Here is a 22,946-nt window from a genome sequence, read left to right on the forward strand (position 1 = left end):
TTCAATATGTTACAAAATTGTTACAAAATAGTGATGAGAAAAATATAAAAAAGTTGTTGACAATTGATTTGAATCAGCGCATAATAACGACATCAAACGAAAAGGAGTTAGGAACATGAACCAAGTATTCGTATTACAATTAAATACTCGTTGGCAAAGCCACTAGATACAGGTTGTTCTTAACGTACATTTTGTACATATAGATACAACCTTCATTGACGTGAAATTGTATCTATGTGGCAAACTATAACTATGAACGAACTCGACCACGTAGATTCTTATCAAAATGAACCTACGTGGTCTTTTTGTATTTATCGAGTTCACTCAAACTGATTTAGTTATATTGGAGGAATTTATTATGAAAAAAAATAAACGAATTTTAGGATTTTCATTAGTATTATTAGTCGTATTATTAGGATCATTGATTTACAATACAGTACAAAAATCATCACAAAAGACAATAAATACACAACAAGTAGCACAAACAACTCAAGATAAAAAAGTGAAATTAGGAGTATTACAATTATTAAGCCATCCAGCATTAGATGCAATTTACCAAGGGATTCAAGATGAATTAGCTAAAGAAGGTTATGAAGCAGGTAAAAACTTAGAAATTGATTTCCAAAATGCACAAGGGGATCAAAGTAACTTAGCATCAATGAGTGAAAAATTAGTTTCTAACAAAAATGACGTGATTGTTGGAATTACAACACCTGTAACATTATCATTAGCAAATGTAACAAAAGATATTCCAATCGTAATGGGTGGGATTACTTATCCAGTAGAAGCAGGACTAATTAAAGATGAGAAAAAACCAGGAAACAATATTACAGGGGTTAGTGACCGTACACCAATTAAACAACAATTAGAAATGATGAAACAAGTTGTTCCAACATTAAAAACAGTTGGTATTTTATATACATCAAGTGAAGATAACTCGGTAAAACAAGCTAAACAAGCTGAAGAAGATGCAAAAGCTTTAGGACTAGAAGTAAAAGTTGCAACAATTGTAAATACAAATGATATTCAACAAGTAACAGAAAGTTTAGCAAGCCAAGTAGAAGCAATCTTTGTTCCAATCGACAATACAATTGCAAGTGCAATGTCTACAGTTGTTAAAGCAACAGATGCTAAAAAAATCCCAGTATTCCCTTCAGCAGATACAATGGTTGCTGACGGTGGAGTGTTAGGTTTAGGGGTTGACCAATACCAAATCGGTGTAGAAACAGCTAAAATGGTCGTGGAAGTATTAAAAGGTGCTAAACCAGAAGATACACCAATTAAATTAGCAAATAAAGGTGTTATCTACTTAAATGAAGAAAAAGCAAAAGAATTAGGAATTACAATTCCAGCAGATATTGCTCAAAAAGCACAAAAAGTTACTGCTAAAAAATAACGAATCGTAAAGCGTAGTCTAGAGAAGAAACATATATCATTGAGGGATTAGACAAGAAAGTTGTCTGCTCTCAATGGTTTATTAAAAAGAATACTCATAATGATAGCTGATATGGATGGAATACGCTATAGTAGTCATTGAGTTTCATACACATAGATTTAATAGAAAAGGAAGGAAAATATGGATTTAGTTATTTCAGCGATTTCTCAAGGAATACTTTGGGGAATTTTATCATTAGGTTTATTTATTAGTTTTAGAATTTTAAATATTGCAGATATGACAACAGAAGGAAGCTTCCCATTAGGAGCAGCAACTTGTGTCATGTGTATTCAACATGGTGTACATCCTCTTTTGGCGACATTTATTGCGATGTTTGTAGGCGCCTTAGCAGGATATGTTACAGGATTTTTAATTACGGCATGTAAATTACCTAGCTTGTTAGCCGGAATTTTAACAATGACAGGGTTATTATCTGTGAATTTAAGAATTATGGGTCGTCCAAATTTATCCTTATTAAATTATAAAACGATTTTTAGTTTTTTAGAGGGAATGGAATTACCGAAATATTTTGATATTATTTTAATCGGAATTATATTTGTCGGAATTCTAATCGTAGTGATGTATGTCTTTTTTACAACTGAAATTGGTCAAGCATTAATTGCTACGGGGGATAATGAAAAAATGGCTATTTCTCTTGGAATTAACACGAATCAAATGACAGTATTTGCTTTAATGTTATCGAATGCATTAATTGCAATGGCGGGAGCTGTGTTAGCTCAAAATAACGGTTATGCAGATGTAAACTCTGGTTTAGGAACAATTGTTATTGCGCTAGCAGCAATTATTATTGGAGAAGTGATTTTTGCAGATGAATCATTTGTAGGAAGATTAGTATGTATTATTTTTGGTTCAATTATTTATCGTTTACTACAAGCGTCTATTTTACGATTAAATATTTTTGATCCAAATGATTTCAAATTATTATCTGCAGCATTAATCGCCATTTGCTTAACGATTCCGCAAATTAAACAAGCGATTTATAAAATTAGTCACCGTAAAAGTGTACAATAGGAGGTAGAAGATGGATATTAGAATTGAAAATGTTCATAAAACATTTTACCCAAATACAAATAGAAGTCATGATGCATTAATTGATGTTAACTTAACAATCCATAAAGGGGATTTTATTACAATTGTTGGGGGAAATGGTGCAGGAAAATCAACTTTTTTAAATGCCATTTCAGGAAGTTTTCCATTAGATAAAGGACATATTTATATGGGAGAAGCAGCAGTTGAACAAACAGCTGAATGCGAAAGGGCAAAATATATTAGTCGTGTTTATCAAAATCCAATGCAAGGAACAGCACCTCGTATGACAGTCGCTGAAAATCTTTCTTTAGCTTTAAGAAGAGGACTAAAACGTGGCTTAAGAAAAGGATATACAGCGGAAGAATTAGAACAATTTAAAGCATTATTAACACCCTTGCAATTGGGGTTAGAAGAACGACTAGATGCAGAAATTGGATTATTATCGGGTGGGCAAAGACAAGCAGTTTCGTTATTAATGGCAACATTACGAACTCCTGAATTATTATTATTAGATGAACACACTGCTGCACTAGATCCAAAAACACAACGAAAAATTATGCAATTAACAAAGGAAATTATTGAAGAAAAACAATTAACTGCTTTAATGATTACGCATAATTTATCAGATGCCTTAAGATATGGAAATCGTTTAATGATGATGCATCGTGGAAAAATTATTCGAGTGTTCGAAAAAGATGAAAAAGATGTACTAACAGAAGAAAAATTATACCAATTAATGGCAGAATTAGACGAAGCAGATTTCAATCAAGAAGCTTAATAATGGACAGGCAGACATTTGTAATGAGTGTCTGCTTTTTTGTATAGAATTTATCATTTATTTAGAATTACAGTTTTTATTCTAATGGAATTTGGTATAATAGAAATAATTAGAAATTGAAAGGATGTTTTAAAGTGGGATTGTTTAATAGTAAACAATTTGGAAAGAGCAGTTATATTGCAATAGGTGCTGTTATAGGAATACTAGTTGGAACAACGGTAAGTTTATTCCGCTTATTTCTTGGAAAAATATTAGAAGGAGTTGTTACCGTTTATTCATATTTACAAGAATCTCCAGAATGGATACCGGTATGGTTCATATTTTCTATGGTAATGGCTGTGATTTTAGGTCAAATTGTAAAAAGTGATCCAGATATTAAAGGGAGTGGGATACCACAAGTAGAACTACAATTACAAGGCAAATTGGACATGAATTGGTGGTCTGTTTGTTGGAAAAAATTTGTGGCGGGATCTATTTCGATTGGGTCAGGATTATTACTTGGAAGAGAAGGGCCGTCTATCCAATTAGGAGCTTCTGTAGCACAAGGAGTAGCGGAAGGATTGAAGAGTAATCGAGTTCAAAAAAGTATATTGATTTCAAGTGGTGCGGGCGCTGGATTAGCGGCAGCTTTTAATGCACCAATTGCTGGTTTAATGTTTGTATTAGAAGAAGTTCATCATACATTTAGTCCATTAGTGGCTTTAACTACTCTAACGGCTGCTATCGTTTCAAATTTCGTATCATTAAATATTTTTGGAGCACGCCCTTCTTTAAATTTAGGAAATGATCAATTATTTCCAATGACGCATTATGGGTATGTGATTGTATTAGGAATTGTTTTAGGATTATTTGGATGGATATATCATCATTATACTTTAAAATTACCAGCCATTTATGGAAATTTATTCCCGTTTATCCCTAATTACTATTATTGTATCGTTGCTTTTATTGCGATTATCCCATTAGGATTATGGAATCCACACGTATTAGGTGGTGGCGGGGAAATGATTTTAGAATTGCTTCAAGAAAATCATACGGTTCAATTTTTAGCATTCTTATTTATTCTTCGTCTATTTTATTCCATGCTTTCTTATGGAACAGGACTACCAGGGGGTATTTTCCTTCCGATTCTTTCACTTGGTGCGCTACTAGGTTTAGTTTATGCAGAAGTATTGATTCAGTTTTTTGGAGTAGATCCAAATTTGCGAGTGAGTTTTGTTTTCTTTGCAATGGCGGGATACTTTGCTGCAATTGGGAAAGCTCCTTTAACTGCTTTATTACTTGTAACAGAAATGGTTGGAGGATTAAACCAATTAATGCCACTGGGAATTTGTACGTTGACAGCTTATATTGTAGCTGACTATTTGAAGATGGGTCCAATCTATGAAATTTTAGCGGAACGTTTAGATTCAGAATATCCGCATGAAACAAAAGGTAAACGAACAACTTTTGAAGTACCGGTAATGGTAGAAAGTCCTTTAGTAGGAAAAATGATTCGAGATATTCCGTGGCCAAAAGATATCGTTATTGCGACTGTGAGAAGGGGAGCAAAAGAAGAAATTACTCGTGGTGACACAATTATGCGACCTGGAGATATCCTTATTGTTGTTTGTGATGAAGGATTACTTGGTGAAAGATTTGAAACAATGACACTATTATCCAAGGAATTACCGTTTTCTTAAACTTTATGGTATACTTCCTATGATAAATGGAAATGAAGGGGGATAGAAGGAAATGACTGAACATAACCTAAGTCCACAAAATGATGACTTAAAAGAATTCGGAGATTCATTTGCAAAATTTTCACGTAAAAATACTAGTTGGCTTTATTTATTATTCATCATCGTTGTATTATTTGGTGTCGTTTATTTATTTAATACGGTTTCTAAACGTACAAAAACACCAATTGAGTCTTATCGAGAAGAGTTTATTCAATTAAAAGGGCAAATTCAACAGCAAGAGTTGAAAATTGAGCAATTAGAGCAACAAATTAAACAATTATCAGAAAAACCATAACATTTTAAATAAAAAGAGTGAAAGTTTTTCTTATTTTTTTACTTTTTTCATTATTTTATTAAGGAATCATTTGAGAGCTTTTCTAAATTTGTTCGGAAATCGACTTGTAAAAGGCTTTCAATTGTGTTATACTGACTATAGTGTTTTTGTTAGGGAAAGAAATGGATATTTAAGAACTCCTTTTTGAACCACAAGCAGAAATATGAATAACCGTGCTTTTGGCACAAGGAGGAAAATGTTCATGGAACAAGGTAAAGTAAAATGGTTTAACGCGGAAAAAGGTTTTGGATTTATTGAACGCGAAGACGGAAGTGACGTATTCGTACACTTCTCAGCTATCCAATCAGAAGGATACAAATCATTAGACGAAGGCCAAGCTGTTGAATTCGAAGTTGAAGAAGGCGCACGTGGTCCTCAAGCTGCTAACGTAGTAAAACTATAATTTTATCAATTAAGAAAGAGGTTAGGAATTTCCTAGCCTCTATTTTTTTTGAAAAGTGATTTGGAAAATAATTTTGACAGTATTTCTAATTCGTTCTACAATGGGTCTATTCTATAAAGAGGTGATAACATGAAAGAAAGAACAGTAGTTCCAGTAGAACAAACATGGGATTTATCATTATTATTCAAAACAGAAGAGGCTTATAAAAAGTCTATTGAATTCTATAAACAATTGGTTGAAAAATTCTGTAAAACATTTGAAAATCAAATCAACACTGTAGAAGCGATTCATCAAAGTTTAGCAGATTATCGTGAAATTTTAGAATTACGTGGAAAAATTGTTCAATATGCAAGTTTAGCAGTAAATGCGAATACAAAGGACAGAGAAGCACAAAATCGTTTAGCACAAACGAGAAAATTAGTCGCAGAATGTGATGCAACATTAAGTTTCTTCTCTCCAGAATTAAGCCAATTAGAGGAAGAGTTGTTAGCAGAAGCTTCAAAAAATCCAGAAAATAACATTTATTTGGAAAGATTATTAGAAGATAAACAACATTTATTATCGAAAGAGGTAGAATCTGTATTAGCGGCACTAGGAAATACATTAGATTTTCCTTATCAAAACTACAATGATATTAAATTCAAAGATATTCAATTCCCTAATTTTATAGTAGATGGAAAAGAATTTGAAATGACATACAATAGTTTTGAAAAACGGTTAGAGTCAGATGAAGATACAAGTGTAAGAAGAAAAGCTTTCGAAGTGTTTTCAAATACATTACGTAAATATGAACATAGTACAGCTTCTGCTTATAATGCTCAAGTTCAAAAAGAAAAAACGATGGCTACTTTAAGAGGATTTGATTCAGTCATTGATTATTTACTAGATTGCCAAAAAGTTTCTAGAGAATTATATCATCGTCAAATTGATTTAATTATGGAACATTTAGCACCGATTATGAGAAGTTATGCTCAACTAATTGGAAAAATTTATCAGTTAGATGAAGTGCGTTATGAAGATTTAAAGTTAGAAGTAGATCCTCATTTTTCACCAAAAGTGAGCTATGAAGAAGCAAAAGCATATATTTTAGATGGGTTAAAACCACTAGGAGAATCTTATCTAGCCATTATGAAGAGAGCTTTTGACGAGAGATGGATTGATTATGCGGAAACGATTGGAAAACGTACAGGAGCATTTTGTGCGTCCCCTTATGGAGCGAACTCATTTATTTTAATGTTCTTTACGGAAAGTATGAATGATGTGATGACATTAGCACACGAATTAGGTCACGCTGGACATTTTCAATTAGCGCATCAACATCAAAATATTCAATTATCAAGACCATCAATGTACTTTGTTGAAGCGCCATCTACTGCTAATGAGTTACTAGTGGAAAATTATTTATTGCAACATGCAACAGATGATAGAATGAAACGTTGGATTATTTCGCAAATGATTGGTAAAACTTATTACCATAATTTTGTGACGCATTTATTAGAAGCGCACTATCAAAGAGAAGTGTATCGATTAGTTGATGAGGGTAAAAATTTAGATGCGGAAGCATTGAACCAAATTTATCGTCAAACATTGGAACAATTCTGGGGAGATTCTGTTGTGCTAACAGAGGGAGCAGAATTAACTTGGATGAGACAGCCGCATTATTATATGGGATTATATTCTTATACTTATTCTGCTGGATTAACAATTGGAACTGAAGTTGCTAAAATGATTCAAGAGAATCCTGATAGAGCTGCTAATTGGGTAGAAGTTCTTAAAATGGGTGGTTCTAAATCTGCAGAGGAGCTTGCTAAGGCTGCAGGGGTAGATGTTTCTACAGATGAGCCGTTGAGAAATACAATTGAGACAATTGGGGAATATGTAAAAGAATTGATTAGATTAACGAATAGACTTGACTGAGGTAGTATTAGGACGGCAGCAGCCCTGCGGTCTCATGCCTAAAAGTTGAGCCTAAGGTCTCAACTTTTCCTGCAATAGAATCTGTGAAGCAGATTCTATTGCTCGTACTACGGTGTCAAGTCTTTCGTTTTTACGTGGATGCATGAGAGAGCGTTAACGAATAGACTTGACTGAGGTAGTACTAGGACGCTAGCAGCCCTGCGGTCTCATGCCTAAAAGTCTTTCGTTACTTACGTGACTACATGATAGAGCGTTAAGATGAGTTTTTGATCTATTACTATATTGCATTCGTTCAAAAAAAGAGTTAGGGGAAGTCCTCTAACTCTTTTTTCATATCTATTTTTGTACCCAACAACGTCCGTCTTGAGCTAATAAGTCAAAACTTTCTTGTGGTCCAGATGAACCGGCAGGATAATTAGGGAATTGTACAGATGAATCATTATCCCATGCTTGGCGAATACGATCTACAAATTTCCATGATGCAGCAACTTCTTCCCAATGAGTGAAGTTCGTCATATCGCCTTCCATACAGTCTAAAATTAAACGTTCATAAGCTTCCGGACTGCTTAAACCAAAATTCTTATCAAAGATTTTTTCTAAATGACTTGTTCGTAATCCGTATGAATTTCCTACCGCTTTTGAATTGATAACAAAGCAGAAGCCTTCTTTAGGAGTAATATGAATAGAAATTCGATTTGAAGGGCATTTTCCTTTTGTTTCGTTTTCGAATAGTGGAGAATCTGCTTCTTTAAACACAACGTCAATCACAGTTGTTTTAGAATCTAAGCTCTTACCTGTACGAACATAAAATGGAACATCTTTCCAACGGTCATTATCGATAAAGACTTTACCAGCTACATAAGTTTCCATATTAGAATCATTCGAAACATTTTGATCTTGACGGTAACCAGGTGAGGAACCATCTAATGAAGATCCATATTGACCACGAACAAAATTTTTAGCAACTTCTTCAGCTGAGTAGTGACGTAATTGTTCTAATACATTAATTTTATTTTGACGAACTGCTTCAAATGATTGAGGTGGTTCCATAGCGACTAATGCTAAAATTTGTAAAATATGGTTTTGAACCATATCTCTTAAAGCACCACTTGTTTCATAGTATCCACCACGTTCTTCAACACCCACTTGTTCAGCCAGTGTAATTTGAACATTATCAATATGATTACGATTCCACATTGTTTCGAAAACACGGTTTGCAAAACGAACAGCAGTAATGTTTTGAATCATTTCTTTTCCTAAATAGTGGTCGATACGATAAATTTGATTTTCATCAAAAGAATGACGTAATTGTTCATTTAAAGTTTGAGCAGATTCATAATCTTTCCCGAATGGTTTTTCAATAATTAAACGATTATAGCCGTTCTCTGTTAATAAAGCTTCGTCTTTTAAATGTTGAGTAATGGTTCCGAAAAATGAAGGAGCCATTGCTAAGTAGAAAATTCTGTTTCCTTCGATGCCATATTGTTGGTCTAATTTTTCAGATAATTCTTTTAATACAACATAATGATGAGTATCCATTACATTATGTGCTTGATAGTAAAAGTGACTAGCGAACTCTTCTGCTTGAGTGACATCTTCTGTTAAACTTTGGATAGATTTTATAACAACTTCACGAAAATGTTCATCCGTCCATTCACGACGAGCTGTACCAATGACCGCAAAATGGTTGCGGATAAATCCTTTTTGAAATAAACGAAATAGTGCTGGGTATAATTTACGACTTGCTAAATCACCTGTAGCACCAAAAAAAGTAATCAATACTTTTTGTTCTTGCATATTGAATGCCCCCTAGTTCAGATTTCTTTTCCAGTGTAAAATATTAAGGGAAAAATGTCTAATAATTGAACTGAAAATGAAATTTATTTTTGTAAATGAAAGATCGGGTTGAAATAAAGGGCATTTCTTGCAAGTAGGAAGTAAAATGTGTTAGATTAAACACAATAGTTCAATTCGTAGGAGTGTATCAAATGACCATAAAAGAATTTTTGAGGATAGCAATTTTCAAACCGACACAATTATGGAAAATTATTGCTAAACCAATGAAGTCCTCAAAACGTGTATTTTTCTTATTAACTTTATTATTAATGTTGCCAGGAATGATTCAAATGACTGCATTATTTCATTCTTTAGGACAGGATTTAGTAGAAATTAGTCAACAATTACCAGAATTTGAAGTGAAAAATCAGCAATTAATCACTCAAGAAAAAAATAAAGGCTTTGTTTATAAAACAGATAGTGTAATATTTGTTTTTGATGAAAGCGGAAAGACAACCAGTGAAGATTTATTAAATGAAACATCTTCAAATACTCCTGTATTCGCCTTATTAAAAGATGGTTTTTATTTAGAAACAACTATTAATCATCAAAAAATTGAGTTAAGCCAGTTAGAAAACATGAATAAATCATTTTTTAAAGATATTGCTGGTACTTTCCAACAAACTATTTGGTTAAGTTTACTCATTGTTTTTGTGCTGTATTTTCTTTTTAATACGGTGTATTTGTTTATTATTTTATGGATTGTTTCTTTTATCGTAAAAGTGATAGCTGTTTTATTTATGAAAGTATATATTCGATTTCCTAAACCGATTGGTTGGCAAGTAGTTCTAGGAGCCGCTGTTTTACCTGTATTAATTTATACGATGATTGATTTACTAGGAATTCGATTTATTGGGCCAGGAGAGTTCCTCTTTTTGGCAACTTCCTTTAATTGGGCTTTAGGAATTCGAGAATTTTTAAAAAATAATCGACCATCATAAAAAAGAGGCTGGGCAAAAAGTCTCAAAAATAGAAGAAAGCACTATAAAATTCTGAAACAGGATTTTATAGTGCTTTTTAGTCTTATAAATTAAACATAGGAGTCTACCTCTGTTATAATAAGTTTGAATGAAATAAAATAAGAAAGGGTGACTCCTATGTACAAAAATTATACCACACCAACAGATACTTTAGAACTAAATTTTACATTAACCGTCCCTAAAAACCACATTGCTCAATTTATTAATCAGTTTGTAGATTCTATTCCAGATTCTATTATCTTTCCTAATACAACATCAAAAATGGGTAGACCTGCTCATCATCCTCGTATGTTATTAAAAATGATTCTCTTCGCTTATACTCGTTCTACGTATAGTGGTAGAAAAATTGTTCAATTAAATGAAGAAAATATTCCGATGCAGTGGCTTTCTCAACAAACTTATGTCTGTTACCATGTTATTAATAATTTTAGAAGTAATGAACAGTTTTCCTCTATCATTAAAAACATTTTCGTATACTTTACTTTATTACTCCAACACTATCATATTATTGATTCAGATAGTTTATTTATTGATGGTACAAAAGTTCAAGCAGATGCCAATCGTTATTCATTTGTATGGCGTAAAGCTATTGAAAGATATGATGAAGCTTTAAATGAAAAAATTAGTACATTATATGATCAATTAATTCAAAATCAAGTGAATATTGCTTTATCAGAAGAAGAAAAAATTACTGAATATGGTGTTCATGCCATGATTGAAGCTACTAATAACTCTCTAGAACAGTTAGAAGAACTCATTGAAGAAGAACCTAAACATATTGTTGGTGGTTCTAAAAACAAACAGAAAAAACGCTTGTTAAATTCTTTTAAACGTCAACTTGAAAAAGATTTTCTGCCTCGTAAAGAAAAATATACGATAGCTAAGGAAACATTTGATAACCGGAATAGTTATTCTAAAACAGATAACGATGCTACTTTTATGTGTATGAAAGAAGATGCCATGAAAAATCGAGAATTAAAACCTGGCTATAATCTTCAAATCGCAACGAATCATCAATATGTTTTAGGTTTTGATGTATTTCCTAATCCTACAGATATGCGTACTCTTAAACCATTTTTAAATTCATTTAAACTATTAGACAAATTTTCTATTATTATTGCGGATGCTGGATACGGTAGTGAAGAAAACTATCAATTGATTCTTGAAGAGTATGAAAAGACACCTTTGATTCCTTACACAATGTACGAAAAAGAACAAACGAAGAAATTTAAAAATGATCCATCTAATAGACAAAATTGGTATTACAATGAAGAGGAAGATTATTATATTGATCATTTAGGTGTAAAATTTAGTTTTAAATATTATTCAACAAGAAACGATAAGAATGGATTTACTCGTAGATTTAAAGTGTATGAGACAGATTCAATTCAAGAAACAGAAGCATTGGATGAATTAGCGAAAACTCCTACTGGACAACAACGTCAAATCCGTGTAAACCAAGTTTGGGAATCTTATAAAGAAACGATTAAAGAAGCGTTACATAGTGACCGTGGAAGTAGTATATATGCTCAACGAAAAATTGAAGTTGAGCCAGTTTTCGGTCAAATGAAGCGCAATTTTGGCATGCGCAGAACTCATGTTAGAGGTAAAAATGCAGTTCATAATGACATTGGTCTGCTCTTTTTAGGGATGAATTTGCAGAGATTAAGGAAATATATCTTAAATAATATGAATCAAGGGTGGTTTATCCCCCTTGATTTTACTGAATTTATTAAAAAGCACGTCCTAATTTTGATTTCAGTCAAAATCGGGACGTGCTTTCTTCTATTTTTGAGACTTTTTGCCCAGCCTCTTTTCTTTATTTACTATTTTTCTTTCTTGAAGATTGACGATTTTGTTTTTTTCGTTCAATTCTTTGTTTTTGTTTAATTTCATGAGTTAGTTTTTTCTTGTATCCAGGTTTAACATGTTTTTTCGCTTTTTTAATCATACCTTTTAAGCGAGGATCTAAGTCAGAACTTTGGGTATTTTTTCTTTTTTCACGGCGAGAACGGTCATAACTTTCCACTAATTCTCCATTTTTTAATTCCATTGTTTCAAAAGAGATTCCTTTTGCTTCAAGCGTTTGGATAGCTTGTTCTTGGTTAGGTGTGTAGAAAGTAATTGCTTGTCCAGCTAAACCATTTCGACCAGTACGTCCAACACGGTGAATGAAAAATTCTAATTCACTAGGGATTTCTAAGTTAATCACATGAGAAACACCTTCAATATCAATGCCTCGAGCAGCTAAATCTGTTGCCACAACATATTGATATTCCATTTGTTGAATTTGCTTCATCACACGACGACGTTCACGAGCAGGAATATCTCCATGAATAGTAGCCACTTTTAAACTTTTCTCACGTAAAAAGGCTGTAACTTCATCCGCTTTTTGCTTAGTATTTACGAAAATCAACATTAAGTATGGATGTCCTAGTGTAATCAGTTCAAATAATACTTCTAATGGATTTTGTGTTTTCGTCACTAGTAATTGATTTGTAATCGTTGGTGAAACTAATTGTTTATGTTCTACATGAATAATTTTTGGATTTCCAAGATATTTTTTAAGGAATGGTTTAATTTTATCTGGAATAGTTGCAGAAAATACGGACATTTGTAAATTTTTGGGCATTCTTGAAGCAATTTCATCGACTGTTTCTAAAAATCCTAAATCAAATGTCATATCTGCTTCATCAACGACCATCATCGTTGCCGTTTGAACAAGTAGAGCATTTTCTCGCATTAAATCGAAAATTCTTCCAGGTGTTCCAATGACAATATGAGGAGCTGTTTGTTGTAATTTTTGAACTTGACGAAGTTTGTCAGTTCCACCGACACATTTTTCTAATAAAATTGGAGTAGGAGCATCTTTAATTAATTGAGCAGTTACTCGAACTAGTTGTTCGGCTAATTCACGACTTGGAACAGTAATGACTAATTGTAACTCTTGTTTTTCCGGATTTATTTTATGAATAAGTGGTAGTAAGAAACTGTGACTTTTTCCACTTCCTGTTTGGGATTGCCCGATAACAGATTCTCCTTTTAATAATAAAGGAATAATTTTTTCTTGAATTTTAGTTGGAGTAGAGAATGATAATTTCTCTAAAGCCGTCTGTAAAAATGATTGTAATTGATAATCTGTAAATTTCATGTTTTCATCTCTTTTCTATAATCTAATTTGAAGCGTTGTTATTATACCATAGTTTTTAAGGATTTTAAAAAGAGAACGAATAATGAGAGGGAAAATATTGAAAAAGTAAGCAAAAAAATTGCGTTTACATATCAAATAATGTTATCCTTTAGATATTAAACAGTGATTAAAACTGTACTATTTAGGAGGAATTAATGATGACTTATGAATTACCAAAATTAGCGTATGAGTTTTCTGCGTTAGAACCTCATGTGGATGCTTTAACAATGGAAATCCATCATGACAGACATCATAACACTTATGTAACAAACTTAAACGCAGCAGTAGAAAAACACCCTGCTTTATTTGAAAAAAGTGTGGAAGAATTAGTAGCAGATTTAGCATCTGTACCAGAAGATATTCGTGGAGCTGTTCGTAACAATGGTGGTGGACATGCAAACCACAGCTTATTCTGGACAGTAATTTCACCGAATGGTGGAGGTCAACCTACTGGCGAATTAGCAGCAGCAATCGATAGCAAATTCGGTGGGTTTGATGCGTTTAAACAAGCATTCTCTCAAGCAGCAGCAACTCGTTTCGGTTCTGGTTGGGCTTGGTTAGTTGTTTCAAATGGTGAATTAGAAGTAGTTTCTACTCCAAACCAAGATAACCCATTAACAGATGGTAAAACTCCAATTTTAGGATTAGATGTTTGGGAACATGCTTATTACTTAAACTACCAAAATCGTCGTCCTGATTACATTGCAGCATTTTGGAATGTAGTTGATTGGAATGAAGTAGCTCGTCGTTATGAAGCAGCAAAATAATTTGTAAGAAATTTTGATTTGTTAACTCTTTGAGATTCCAGTGGGAATGCTTGAAGAGTTTTTTTAGTGTGGTATAACTTTGTTTAGAATCATATGAGATGCGTTTATTTATGATTTTTCTTGTACTCCGTGACAGATATTGGACTATCGTATATAATAGGGATACGTGTAAAATAAATTAGTACGAATTAAAAGACAAATAGAGATATTTAAGGAGGAAGTTATGCGAGTAGGGATTTTTACCGATACTTATTTCCCTCAAGTCAGTGGCGTTGCTACGTCTGTGCGAGTGTTAAAAGAAGAATTAGAACGTCTTGGACATACGGTTATTATTTTTACAACTACTGATCCAAATGCTACGATGCCAGAATGGAATATCGTTCGTTTAGGAAGTGTTCCATTATTTTCATTTAAAGAAAGAAGAATTGCCGTTCAAGGTTTTATTGAAGCTTATAAAGTTTCTCAAGAATATGAATTAGATATTATCCATACTCAAACAGAATTTAGTTTAGGATTGCTTGGAAAAATTTTAGGAGCAATGTTGGGGATTCCGACTATTCATACTTATCATACGATGTATGAAAAATATTTACACTATATTGCGAATGGGAAAATTTTAAGACCAAGTCATGTGGCATACATTTCTAAAAACTTTTGTAATCAAACTCGTGGAGTCATTGCACCAAGTCAAATGACCAAAGATAAGTTATTATCTTATGGAGTGACTCAAGAAGTTCGAGTCATTCCAACAGGTGTTGAAATTCCTGAAATGAATCTACAAGTTGCTGAAGAGTTACGTGAAACGTTAGGATATACAAAAGAAGATAAAGTACTATTATCGTTAAGCCGTTTATCGAAAGAAAAAAATATTGCAGCAATATTAAATGCAATGCCTATAATTTTAGAAAAAGATTCATCAGTGAAATGTTGTATTGTTGGTAGAGGGCCAGAAAAAGATCAACTTGAAAAACAAGTGGAAAGATTAGGGATTACATCTCATGTACAGTTCGCAGGTGAAGTGGAGCATCATCAAGTGTCTCAATATTATCAAATGGCGGATCTATACGTGAATGCTTCTGAGTCAGAAAGTCAAGGCTTGACTTATTTAGAAGCTTTAGTCAATAAAATTCCAGTTATTGCGAAGAAAAATGATTATTTACAACAATTTATTACTAAACCAGAATTAGGAATGTTGTTTGAAAAAGATGAAGATATTGCTTCTAGCGTGTTGACTTATTTGGAATGTTGCAATCAAGCTTCTCATCAAGTTGAAGACTTGCAAAATCAATTATTAGAAGAGATTTCTTCTGTAACTTTTGCTAAAAAAGTTGAAGAATTTTATCAAGATGCTATTGATCATTATCAACATGATAAAGAAAATACGAAAACTTGGTTAGAAAAAATGAATTTTTTCAAAATCTATGATGATGATAAGGATGATGAAGAATGAAGAAAATAGGTTTTATTGGAACGGGTGTAATGGGTTCTTCAATGGTGAAGCACTTGTTAAACGCTGGTTATTCGGTTACGGTATATAATCGAACAAAAGAAAAAGCGCAAGCAGTTGTAGATGCCGGAGCTACATGGGCGGATAGTCCAAAAAAAGTAGCAACTCAGTCTGATGTCGTGTTAACAATTGTAGGCTATCCAACAGATGTTGAAGAAGTTTACTTTGGTGAACAAGGGATTTTTCAGGGATTACAAGAGGGGATGGTACTGATTGATTTAACAACGAGTACTCCTTCTTTAGCGAAGAAAATTGCAGAAGAAGCTGAAAAACTTTCATGTGAAGCCTTAGATGCTCCAGTTTCTGGCGGCGATTTAGGAGCGAAAAATGGAACCTTATCTACAATGGTTGGAGGTAAGGAAGCTGTATTTGAAGAAGTACGTCCAATTTTAGAGACCTTTTCAAATACAGTCACGTTACAAGGAAAAAATGGAGCTGGTCAACATACTAAAATGGCGAATCAAATTATGATTGCTGGTACAATGACAGGATTAGTTGAAATGTTAGTGTATGCAAAAGCTGCAGAATTAGATTTAGACAAAGTACTTCAAACAGTCGGAGCAGGAAGTGCAGCGAACTGGTCATTGTCGAATTACGGACCAAGAATTTTGAAAAAAGATTATAGTCCAGGATTTTTTGCAAAGCATTTCTTAAAAGACTTACGAATTGCGATTGATGAATCAGAAAAAATGGGATTATTTTTACCAGCAACTTTACAAGCAAGAAAATTATATGAAACAGTTTGTGATGATGGTTACGGCGATTTAGGAACTCAAGCGCTAATCCACTTATATTGGACACTTCCAGAATAAAAATTATAAAAAAGTATGATTTTTAAAAGGATTTTCATATAATCTAAAAAAGTTTTATGGTAGAATAGAAATTAAGAAAGCTGAAAGGGGTAAAGCAACATGAAACCTTCACAACTAGTTGCAATTGTGCAACGTCTACAAACAATGGCGGATCAAAGCACGGATATTGAAATTCGTCGTTTTGAAAAAGATGGTGTTGAAAAATGTGTTGTGACATTTAATCAAGAAGCAGATAGCTTTGAGTTAGAAGAGTGTGAGACAAAACAAACATTCCAATTTGATGATATCGATTTAGTCGCAATTGAAATTTTTGAACTATTACAAGATTAATGACTTTGTGATAAACCACGGCGCCTATAACATGTGTGCTGTGGTTTTTCAATATTTATACATAAGAAAAATTTGGAATTGCGATGAAAGTAGAAAAAGATTTATTCCATGAACCATATCGTGAAACATTAATTCCGTTTTTAACACCGGTACGCAAGCTTGCAAAAAAAGAAGCGATTGGTACGTGCTTAAGTGGAGTGGGTTCAACCGTGATGGTGTTATCTTCAAAAGATAAAGCACCAAGTATTGCCCAATATTTACAAGAGCAATTACCAAGCGAATTAGAAAATTATACTATTCAAGTATTGACTATCGATCCATTAGGCGTTCGAGTTGAAAAAAGATAACAAAGATAGAGGAGAAATATGTCCATTAAACTAACACCAACGTGGTTGATGAAAGATTATTCATCCATTTCCATTGAGTTTTTAAAAAAACAATCAATCAAAACAATTTTTGCAGATATTGATAATACATTAGTGGAGTGGGACGAATTAGATACAAATGAAGCTTTACAAACATGGGTTCAAAAGTTGACAGAAAACCAGATTGAAATCATTTTAGTATCTAACAATCGAAAAAATCGTATTGAAAGAGTGGCTGAACAATTAGGTGTTCCGTACGTTTTTCCAGGACTAAAACCACTGCATAAAGGATTTAAAACAGCATTGAGTAAAACAACTGCAACAAAAGATGAAATAGTGATGATTGGAGACCAATTATTGACAGATATTTTAGGGGCAGGAACTTTTGGCATTAAAACGATACTAGTAAAGCCTTTAAAGTTATCAGATGCTAAAAAAACAAGAGTGAATCGCTTTTTTGAAAATCTAATCCTAACGATATTATATGGAAAAAATTACTCAGAGAAATGGGAGGAGAAAATCCATGACTGAAAACCACTATTTTTGTATGGGATGTGGCGCAACCATTCAAACAGAAAATCATGAAGAAATCGGCTATACTCCTACAAGTGTATTGACGAAAATGTTAGAACAAGAAGAACCCGTTTATTGTCAACGTTGTTTTAGACTTAGAAATTATAATGAATTACAACCTGCTTCTTTAAGTGATGATGATTTCTTAAAAATGTTATCTTCGATTGCAGAAGAAGATGCACTAGTTGTTTATGTTGTCGATTTATTTGACTTATATGGCAGTATGATTTCAGGGTTGAAACGTTTTATTGGAGATAATCCAGTGTTATTCGTTGCCAATAAAGTGGATTTATATCCAAAATCAGTGAATCGTAATCGTTTGAAAAATTGGATTGAACGTTTTGCAAAAGAATATGGCATTCGTCCAGTAGATACGATTTTAGTGAGTGCGAATAAACGCATTCAAATTGATGAATTATTAGTTAAAATGAATGAATATCGTCAAGGAAAAGATGCTTATGTAGTAGGAGTAACGAATGTAGGGAAATCTACTTTAATTAATAAGTTAATTCAAAGTATTGGTGGAACAAAAGACGTTATTACAACTTCTCAATTTCCAGGAACTACATTAGGGCAAATTGAGATTCCATTTGATGAAAAATCAAGCTTAATTGATACTCCAGGAATTATTCACCGTCATCAAATCGCTCACTATTTAGCAGAAAAAGAAGTGAAAAAGGTATTACCTCAAAAAGAATTACAACCAAAAACTTTCCAATTAAATGCTGAACAAACGATTTTTATTGGTGGACTTGTACGAGTGGATTATACAAAAGGGGAAAGAAATTCCTTAACATTTTATACGCCACAAACGATTGAATTACATCGTACAAAATTAGAAAAAGCGGATGAGTTTTATGCAAGACATAATGGGACGATTTTAACACCTCCTACAGGAAATCATGTGAAACAATATCCTACTTTACATAAGACAGTCTTTTCAGTAAAAGAAAAATCAGATATTGTGATTGCAGGTTTAGGATGGATAACGATTCAAAAACCAGGAACCATTGAAGTTTGGAGTCCAAAAGAAGTAGACGTTATTAAACGTCCATCGATTATATAAAAAGGAGGGATTGGATTGGAATTAAAAGGAAAAGAAAGACAGTTTTTCAAAAAAGAAGCTCATAGTATTAAGCCGATTTTTCAAATTGGAAAAGGCGGTTTAAGTGAAGAAATGATTCAACAAATCCAATTTGCGATTGAAAAACGTGAATTAATTAAAGTCAGTTTATTACAAAATACAATGGAAGAACCTCAGGAAGCTGCTGAAATATTAGCAGAACAAACAGGTAGCACGATTATTCAAGTCATTGGACATACGATTGTATTGTATAAACAAGCTAAAAATCCAAAAAATCGTGATATTTCGATTCGATTTGCAGAATTTGTAAAAAGAGGGCGATAATATGATGCAATCCATCAAGCTTTGTCCAAAAGTAAAACAAAATGATTTTAGTGGAAAACAAAAGCGTGTTGGAATTTTAGGAGGAAGTTTTAATCCTCCTCATATGGCACATTTAATTATGGCAGAGCAAGCAAGAGTTCAATTGAATTTGGACAAAATCTATTTTATGCCGAGCCATATTCCACCTCATGTAGATGAAAAGAAGACGATTGATGCCAATTATCGAGTAGAAATGACCCAATTAGCTATTCAAGATAATTATCATTTTGAACTTGAAACGATTGAATTAGAACGTCCTGAAAAAAGTTATAGCTTCGATACGATTCAACTCTTAAAAGAAAAGAATCCTGAGGTGGACTATTACTTTATTATTGGTGGCGATATGGTCGATTATTTACCGACTTGGCATCGAATTGATGAATTAGTTCATGAAGTTCAATTTGTTGGAGTTTGTCGTCCCGGTTACCCAAAGGAAACTCCATATCCAGTATTATGGATTGAAGCGCCTCAAATGGAAATTAGTTCAACACAAATTCGTAAAAATGTGTTATGGGGACAAAGTATTCGTTACTTGGTTCCAGAAAGTGTAGAAGAATATATTTTTGAGAAAGGATTGTATCAAGAATGACAGTAGTAGATTTTTCTCCTTATTCTTCTTTGAGTCGTGAAAAAATTTTACATCAAGTGCACTCTCAAATGAGTCAAAGAAGATTTGACCATTGTTTAAGAGTGGAAAAGAAAATCATGGAATTAGCGACATTATATGGAGTAGATGTTACAAAAGCTTCTTTAGCAGCGTTAATTCATGATTATGCAAAAGAAAGACCCTTAGAAGAATTACAAGAATTAGTGGTCAAAAAACAGTTGTCACATCAACTAAAAAATCAATCATCTGAAATTTTACATGGTCCTGTTGGAGCAGAAATTTTAAAAGATGAATTAGACATTCAAGATGAAGAAATTTTAGACGCTATTCGTGAACATACGATTGGTGGGACTAAAATGACTCGTTTGTCTAAATGTTTATTTGTAGCAGATGCCATTGAAGATGGAAGAAATTATCCAGGAGTAGAAGATGCAAGACAAATTGCTAGATATAATATTGATGAAGCAGTTCGATATTTAGTAAGACATACTTTGCAGTATTTAATTGAAAAAGAAGTATATATATATCCTGGAACATTAGAAGTGTATAATTATTTAGTAATAGAAAGAGGAAACTTATGACAGAAAATCGTAGTAAACAATTATTAGATGTAGTATTAAGAGCAGCAGATGATAAATTAGCGCAAGAAATCGTTGCATTAGAAGTGGGACACTTAACACCTGTGGCAGATTACTTTGTCATCACTCATGGGAAAAATGAAAAACAAGTACAAGCAATTGTAGATGCGATTGAAGAAGAAGTACATAAAGAAGGTTTTGAAGTAAAAAGCATCGAAGGGAAAGACAATGCACGTTGGATTTTAATGGACTTAAACGATGTCATTGTACATGTATTCTACTATGAAGACCGTGAATATTATAATTTAGAAAAATTATGGAATGACGCACCAATCGTCAATATTGCGAGTGAAAAAGAATGACCTATCAAACTTTCGCACATGTATATGATGAAGTAATGGATCATGAACAATACCAATTATGGGTGAAGCTTACAAAAGACGCTTTTAACAGGTATACGGATCGAAACATTCAAAAAGTCATGGAATTAGCTTGCGGAACGGGTGAAGTTTCTACGCTCCTAACAGAGACTGGTTACCAAGTAACCGGAGTTGATTTATCGAACGAAATGTTAGATATTGCAAAAGAAAAATATCAACAAGAATACCCTTCGATTAATTGGGTTCAAAAAGATATGCGTGATTTAGATGGATTAGAGACTTTTGACGCTATTACATTATATTCTGATTCACTTTGTTATTTAACGGAGTTTGAAGATACTATTAAAGTCTTTAAAACTGTTCACAATCATTTAGAAGAAGATGGTTTGTTTTTATTTGATGTGCATTCTCTCTATCAAATGCAAGAAGTATTTCCAGGATACCAATATCATTATACGAGTGAAGATTTAGCGTTTTTATGGCAAAGTTATGAATTAGACGAACCTGGAAGTGTGGAACATGTCATCGATATGTTTGTCCGTGACGAATCTCAAACGAGTAAAGCATTATTTGAGCATTTTCAAGAAGTGCATGTGGAGCAAACTTTCCCTATGGAATGGTATCAAGAAGCTCTTGAAATGGTAGGGTTTAAAAAAGTATGGGTAAAAGCTGAGTTTGGTGAGTCAGAAGTGGAAGAGACTTCGCCACGTTGGTTTTTTATTGCATTGAAATGAGGAATTAAATGAAAGCTTGTGGAATTATTGCAGAATATAATCCATTTCATAAAGGTCACCATTATCAAATCGAACAAATTAGAAAGCAAACAGATGTAGATGTCATTGTTATTACGATGAGCGGGAATTTTGTTCAAAGAGGCGAACCAGCGATTGAGAATAAATGGCATCGTGCAAAAATGGCTCTAGAAAATGGAGCAGATCTGGTATTAGAATTACCAACACTTTCAAGTACACAAGCCACAGATTGGTTTGCTGCTGGAGGCGTTGGTATTTTGCATGCTGCTAAATGCCAGGAAATTGCTTTTGGAGTAGAAGATACATCCGTTGATTATCAAGTAGCATTTGAAGAATGGGGTACCCTACAAACACGAATCAAAGAAGATGTGACAGATGACGAGATGAAATCTCTAACTTATGCCAATCGACTTTCGTTGATTTCAAAGGAAACGTTTGGAGAAAATAGCCCACTCTATCGATTAATGCAACAACCGAATCAACAATTAGGATTTGCCTATGTAAAAGAAATTTTGTCGCACAATCTACCGATGGAATTTATAACGATTGAACGAATAGGAAATGGACATTTAGATGAAAAAATCCAAGAAGGACAGTTCGCCAGTGGGACTGCATTACGGAAACAATTGTTAAAAGTGGATAGAAATCATCAATTGCTTTCTCAATTACCTTATTTAGAAGAAGTTTTTTCAGATGAATATCGAAATAACTGGGAGCAGTATTGGGCATTGTTAAAGTATCAACTAGAACGAAGTAGTGTGGAAGAATTAAGAATGATTTATCAAATGGATGAAGGAATGGAATATCGGTTCAAAAAATTCTTACTTCAAGCAAATTCGTTTGATGAATTCATTCAATTATTGAAAAATAAACGATGGACTTGGGCGAGATTACAACGCTTATGCATCTATGTGTTATTAGGAATTACAAAAGAACAAGTAAAACAACATTTTGAAACGATTCATTCACCAAAAGAAGTGACCGTTTTAGGATTTAATGAAACAGGAAGAGAATATTTAAAAACTTTACGAGAAGAAGAGACAAACTTTATAACAAATTATGCTAATCCTGTCTTAGAATTACAAAAGAAATTTGATAACATATATGATATAATGAACCCATCTGGGTATCATTCTGCTCGGCAATCGATGCCTGTGATGAAATAGTGTGAAAGAAAGGATAAA

Annotated in this window: 24 protein-coding genes; 22 read left to right on the forward strand and 2 right to left on the reverse strand. The window is 33.1% G+C overall.

Features of this window, described 5'->3' with window-relative positions:
- The first annotated feature begins 358 nt into the window (after positions 1-358).
- From trpX to pepF, 7 genes are all read left to right on the forward strand, one after another.
- A complete protein-coding gene (trpX, locus tag LK443_RS06025) occupies positions 359-1,396 on the forward strand; it encodes a tryptophan ABC transporter substrate-binding protein (RefSeq protein WP_227931045.1) in 1,038 nt (345 codons plus the stop codon).
- Positions 1,397-1,576: 180 nt separating this feature from the next.
- Positions 1,577-2,467: an ABC transporter permease gene (locus LK443_RS06030; RefSeq protein WP_227931046.1), complete on the forward strand. Its 891-nt coding sequence runs from the start codon at positions 1,577-1,579 to the stop codon at positions 2,465-2,467.
- A 10-nt stretch (positions 2,468-2,477) separates the two neighbouring features.
- Complete coding sequence (locus LK443_RS06035; protein WP_227931047.1) at positions 2,478-3,263, forward strand: ABC transporter ATP-binding protein; 786 nt, start codon at positions 2,478-2,480, stop codon at positions 3,261-3,263.
- Positions 3,264-3,397: 134 nt separating this feature from the next.
- Entirely contained in the window at positions 3,398-4,945 is a 1,548-nt protein-coding gene (locus LK443_RS06040; RefSeq protein WP_227931048.1) for a ClC family H(+)/Cl(-) exchange transporter, read from the forward strand.
- A 52-nt stretch (positions 4,946-4,997) separates the two neighbouring features.
- Complete coding sequence (locus LK443_RS06045; RefSeq protein WP_227931049.1) at positions 4,998-5,279, forward strand: hypothetical protein; 282 nt, start codon at positions 4,998-5,000, stop codon at positions 5,277-5,279.
- Between the two features lie 241 nt (positions 5,280-5,520).
- The gene (locus LK443_RS06050) at positions 5,521-5,721 is read left to right on the forward strand and encodes a cold-shock protein (protein ID WP_006703068.1); all 201 of its coding nucleotides are present in this window, start codon (positions 5,521-5,523) and stop codon (positions 5,719-5,721) included.
- Positions 5,722-5,850: 129 nt separating this feature from the next.
- Positions 5,851-7,638, forward strand: coding sequence for an oligoendopeptidase F (gene pepF, locus LK443_RS06055; protein ID WP_227931050.1), 1,788 nt, complete (start codon positions 5,851-5,853; stop codon positions 7,636-7,638).
- A 336-nt stretch (positions 7,639-7,974) separates the two neighbouring features.
- Here pepF and zwf read toward each other — a convergent pair whose 3' ends face one another.
- Positions 7,975-9,435, reverse strand: a complete 1,461-nt coding sequence (gene zwf, locus LK443_RS06060; protein ID WP_227931051.1) for a glucose-6-phosphate dehydrogenase — start codon at positions 9,433-9,435, stop codon at positions 7,975-7,977.
- Positions 9,436-9,626: 191 nt separating this feature from the next.
- On the opposite strand from zwf, the gene LK443_RS06065 reads away from it, so the two are divergent.
- Together LK443_RS06065 and LK443_RS06070 are read left to right on the forward strand one after the other, a co-directional pair.
- Positions 9,627-10,415, forward strand: a complete 789-nt coding sequence (locus tag LK443_RS06065) for a DUF1189 family protein (RefSeq protein WP_227931052.1) — start codon at positions 9,627-9,629, stop codon at positions 10,413-10,415.
- 156 nt (positions 10,416-10,571) lie between these two features.
- Positions 10,572-12,344, forward strand: a complete 1,773-nt coding sequence (locus LK443_RS06070; RefSeq protein ID WP_227931053.1) for an IS1182 family transposase — start codon at positions 10,572-10,574, stop codon at positions 12,342-12,344.
- Here the strand turns inward: LK443_RS06070 and LK443_RS06075 are convergent.
- Positions 12,274-13,605: a DEAD/DEAH box helicase gene (locus LK443_RS06075; protein WP_227931054.1), complete on the reverse strand. Its 1,332-nt coding sequence runs from the start codon at positions 13,603-13,605 to the stop codon at positions 12,274-12,276. The two genes, LK443_RS06070 and LK443_RS06075, sit on opposite strands and share 71 nt — an antisense overlap.
- A gap of 197 nt (positions 13,606-13,802) precedes the next feature.
- Here LK443_RS06075 and LK443_RS06080 point away from each other — a divergent pair, with 197 nt between their 5' ends.
- The 13 genes from LK443_RS06080 to LK443_RS06140 all read left to right on the forward strand — a co-directional run bounded on the left by LK443_RS06080 (position 13,803) and on the right by LK443_RS06140 (position 22,928).
- Positions 13,803-14,411, forward strand: a complete 609-nt coding sequence (locus LK443_RS06080) for a superoxide dismutase (RefSeq protein ID WP_227932458.1) — start codon at positions 13,803-13,805, stop codon at positions 14,409-14,411.
- A 223-nt stretch (positions 14,412-14,634) separates the two neighbouring features.
- Entirely contained in the window at positions 14,635-15,861 is a 1,227-nt protein-coding gene (locus LK443_RS06085; RefSeq protein ID WP_227931055.1) for a glycosyltransferase family 4 protein, read from the forward strand.
- Positions 15,858-16,730, forward strand: coding sequence for an NAD(P)-dependent oxidoreductase (locus LK443_RS06090; RefSeq protein ID WP_227931056.1), 873 nt, complete (start codon positions 15,858-15,860; stop codon positions 16,728-16,730). Before LK443_RS06085 ends, LK443_RS06090 begins: the two co-directional genes overlap by 4 nt.
- Positions 16,731-16,829: 99 nt before the next feature.
- Entirely contained in the window at positions 16,830-17,060 is a 231-nt protein-coding gene (locus tag LK443_RS06095) for a YkuJ family protein (RefSeq protein ID WP_227931057.1), read from the forward strand.
- A gap of 83 nt (positions 17,061-17,143) precedes the next feature.
- Complete coding sequence (locus LK443_RS06100; RefSeq protein ID WP_227931058.1) at positions 17,144-17,407, forward strand: hypothetical protein; 264 nt, start codon at positions 17,144-17,146, stop codon at positions 17,405-17,407.
- 18 nt (positions 17,408-17,425) lie between these two features.
- Entirely contained in the window at positions 17,426-17,956 is a 531-nt protein-coding gene (locus tag LK443_RS06105; protein ID WP_227931059.1) for a YqeG family HAD IIIA-type phosphatase, read from the forward strand.
- A complete protein-coding gene (yqeH, locus tag LK443_RS06110) occupies positions 17,949-19,064 on the forward strand; it encodes a ribosome biogenesis GTPase YqeH (protein ID WP_227931060.1) in 1,116 nt (371 codons plus the stop codon). Before LK443_RS06105 ends, yqeH begins: the two co-directional genes overlap by 8 nt.
- Before the next feature lie 15 nt (positions 19,065-19,079).
- Entirely contained in the window at positions 19,080-19,406 is a 327-nt protein-coding gene (yhbY, locus tag LK443_RS06115; protein ID WP_227931061.1) for a ribosome assembly RNA-binding protein YhbY, read from the forward strand.
- A gap of 1 nt (position 19,407) precedes the next feature.
- Positions 19,408-20,034, forward strand: coding sequence for a nicotinate-nucleotide adenylyltransferase (locus tag LK443_RS06120; RefSeq protein ID WP_227931062.1), 627 nt, complete (start codon positions 19,408-19,410; stop codon positions 20,032-20,034).
- Complete coding sequence (gene yqeK / locus LK443_RS06125; RefSeq protein WP_227931063.1) at positions 20,031-20,633, forward strand: bis(5'-nucleosyl)-tetraphosphatase (symmetrical) YqeK; 603 nt, start codon at positions 20,031-20,033, stop codon at positions 20,631-20,633. The genes LK443_RS06120 and yqeK overlap by 4 nt, the downstream gene beginning before the upstream one ends.
- Positions 20,630-20,992, forward strand: coding sequence for a ribosome silencing factor (rsfS, locus tag LK443_RS06130; RefSeq protein WP_227931064.1), 363 nt, complete (start codon positions 20,630-20,632; stop codon positions 20,990-20,992). Before yqeK ends, rsfS begins: the two co-directional genes overlap by 4 nt.
- Positions 20,989-21,744 (forward strand): class I SAM-dependent DNA methyltransferase, encoded by a 756-nt coding sequence (locus LK443_RS06135; RefSeq protein WP_227931065.1) that lies wholly within the window; start codon positions 20,989-20,991, stop codon positions 21,742-21,744. Before rsfS ends, LK443_RS06135 begins: the two co-directional genes overlap by 4 nt.
- A gap of 8 nt (positions 21,745-21,752) precedes the next feature.
- Positions 21,753-22,928: a nucleotidyltransferase gene (locus tag LK443_RS06140; protein WP_227931066.1), complete on the forward strand. Its 1,176-nt coding sequence runs from the start codon at positions 21,753-21,755 to the stop codon at positions 22,926-22,928.
- The last annotated feature ends 18 nt before the right edge of the window (positions 22,929-22,946 follow it).

It is taken from the genome of Granulicatella elegans, assembly GCF_020735385.1.
GTDB lineage: Bacteria > Bacillota > Bacilli > Lactobacillales > Aerococcaceae > Granulicatella > Granulicatella elegans_B.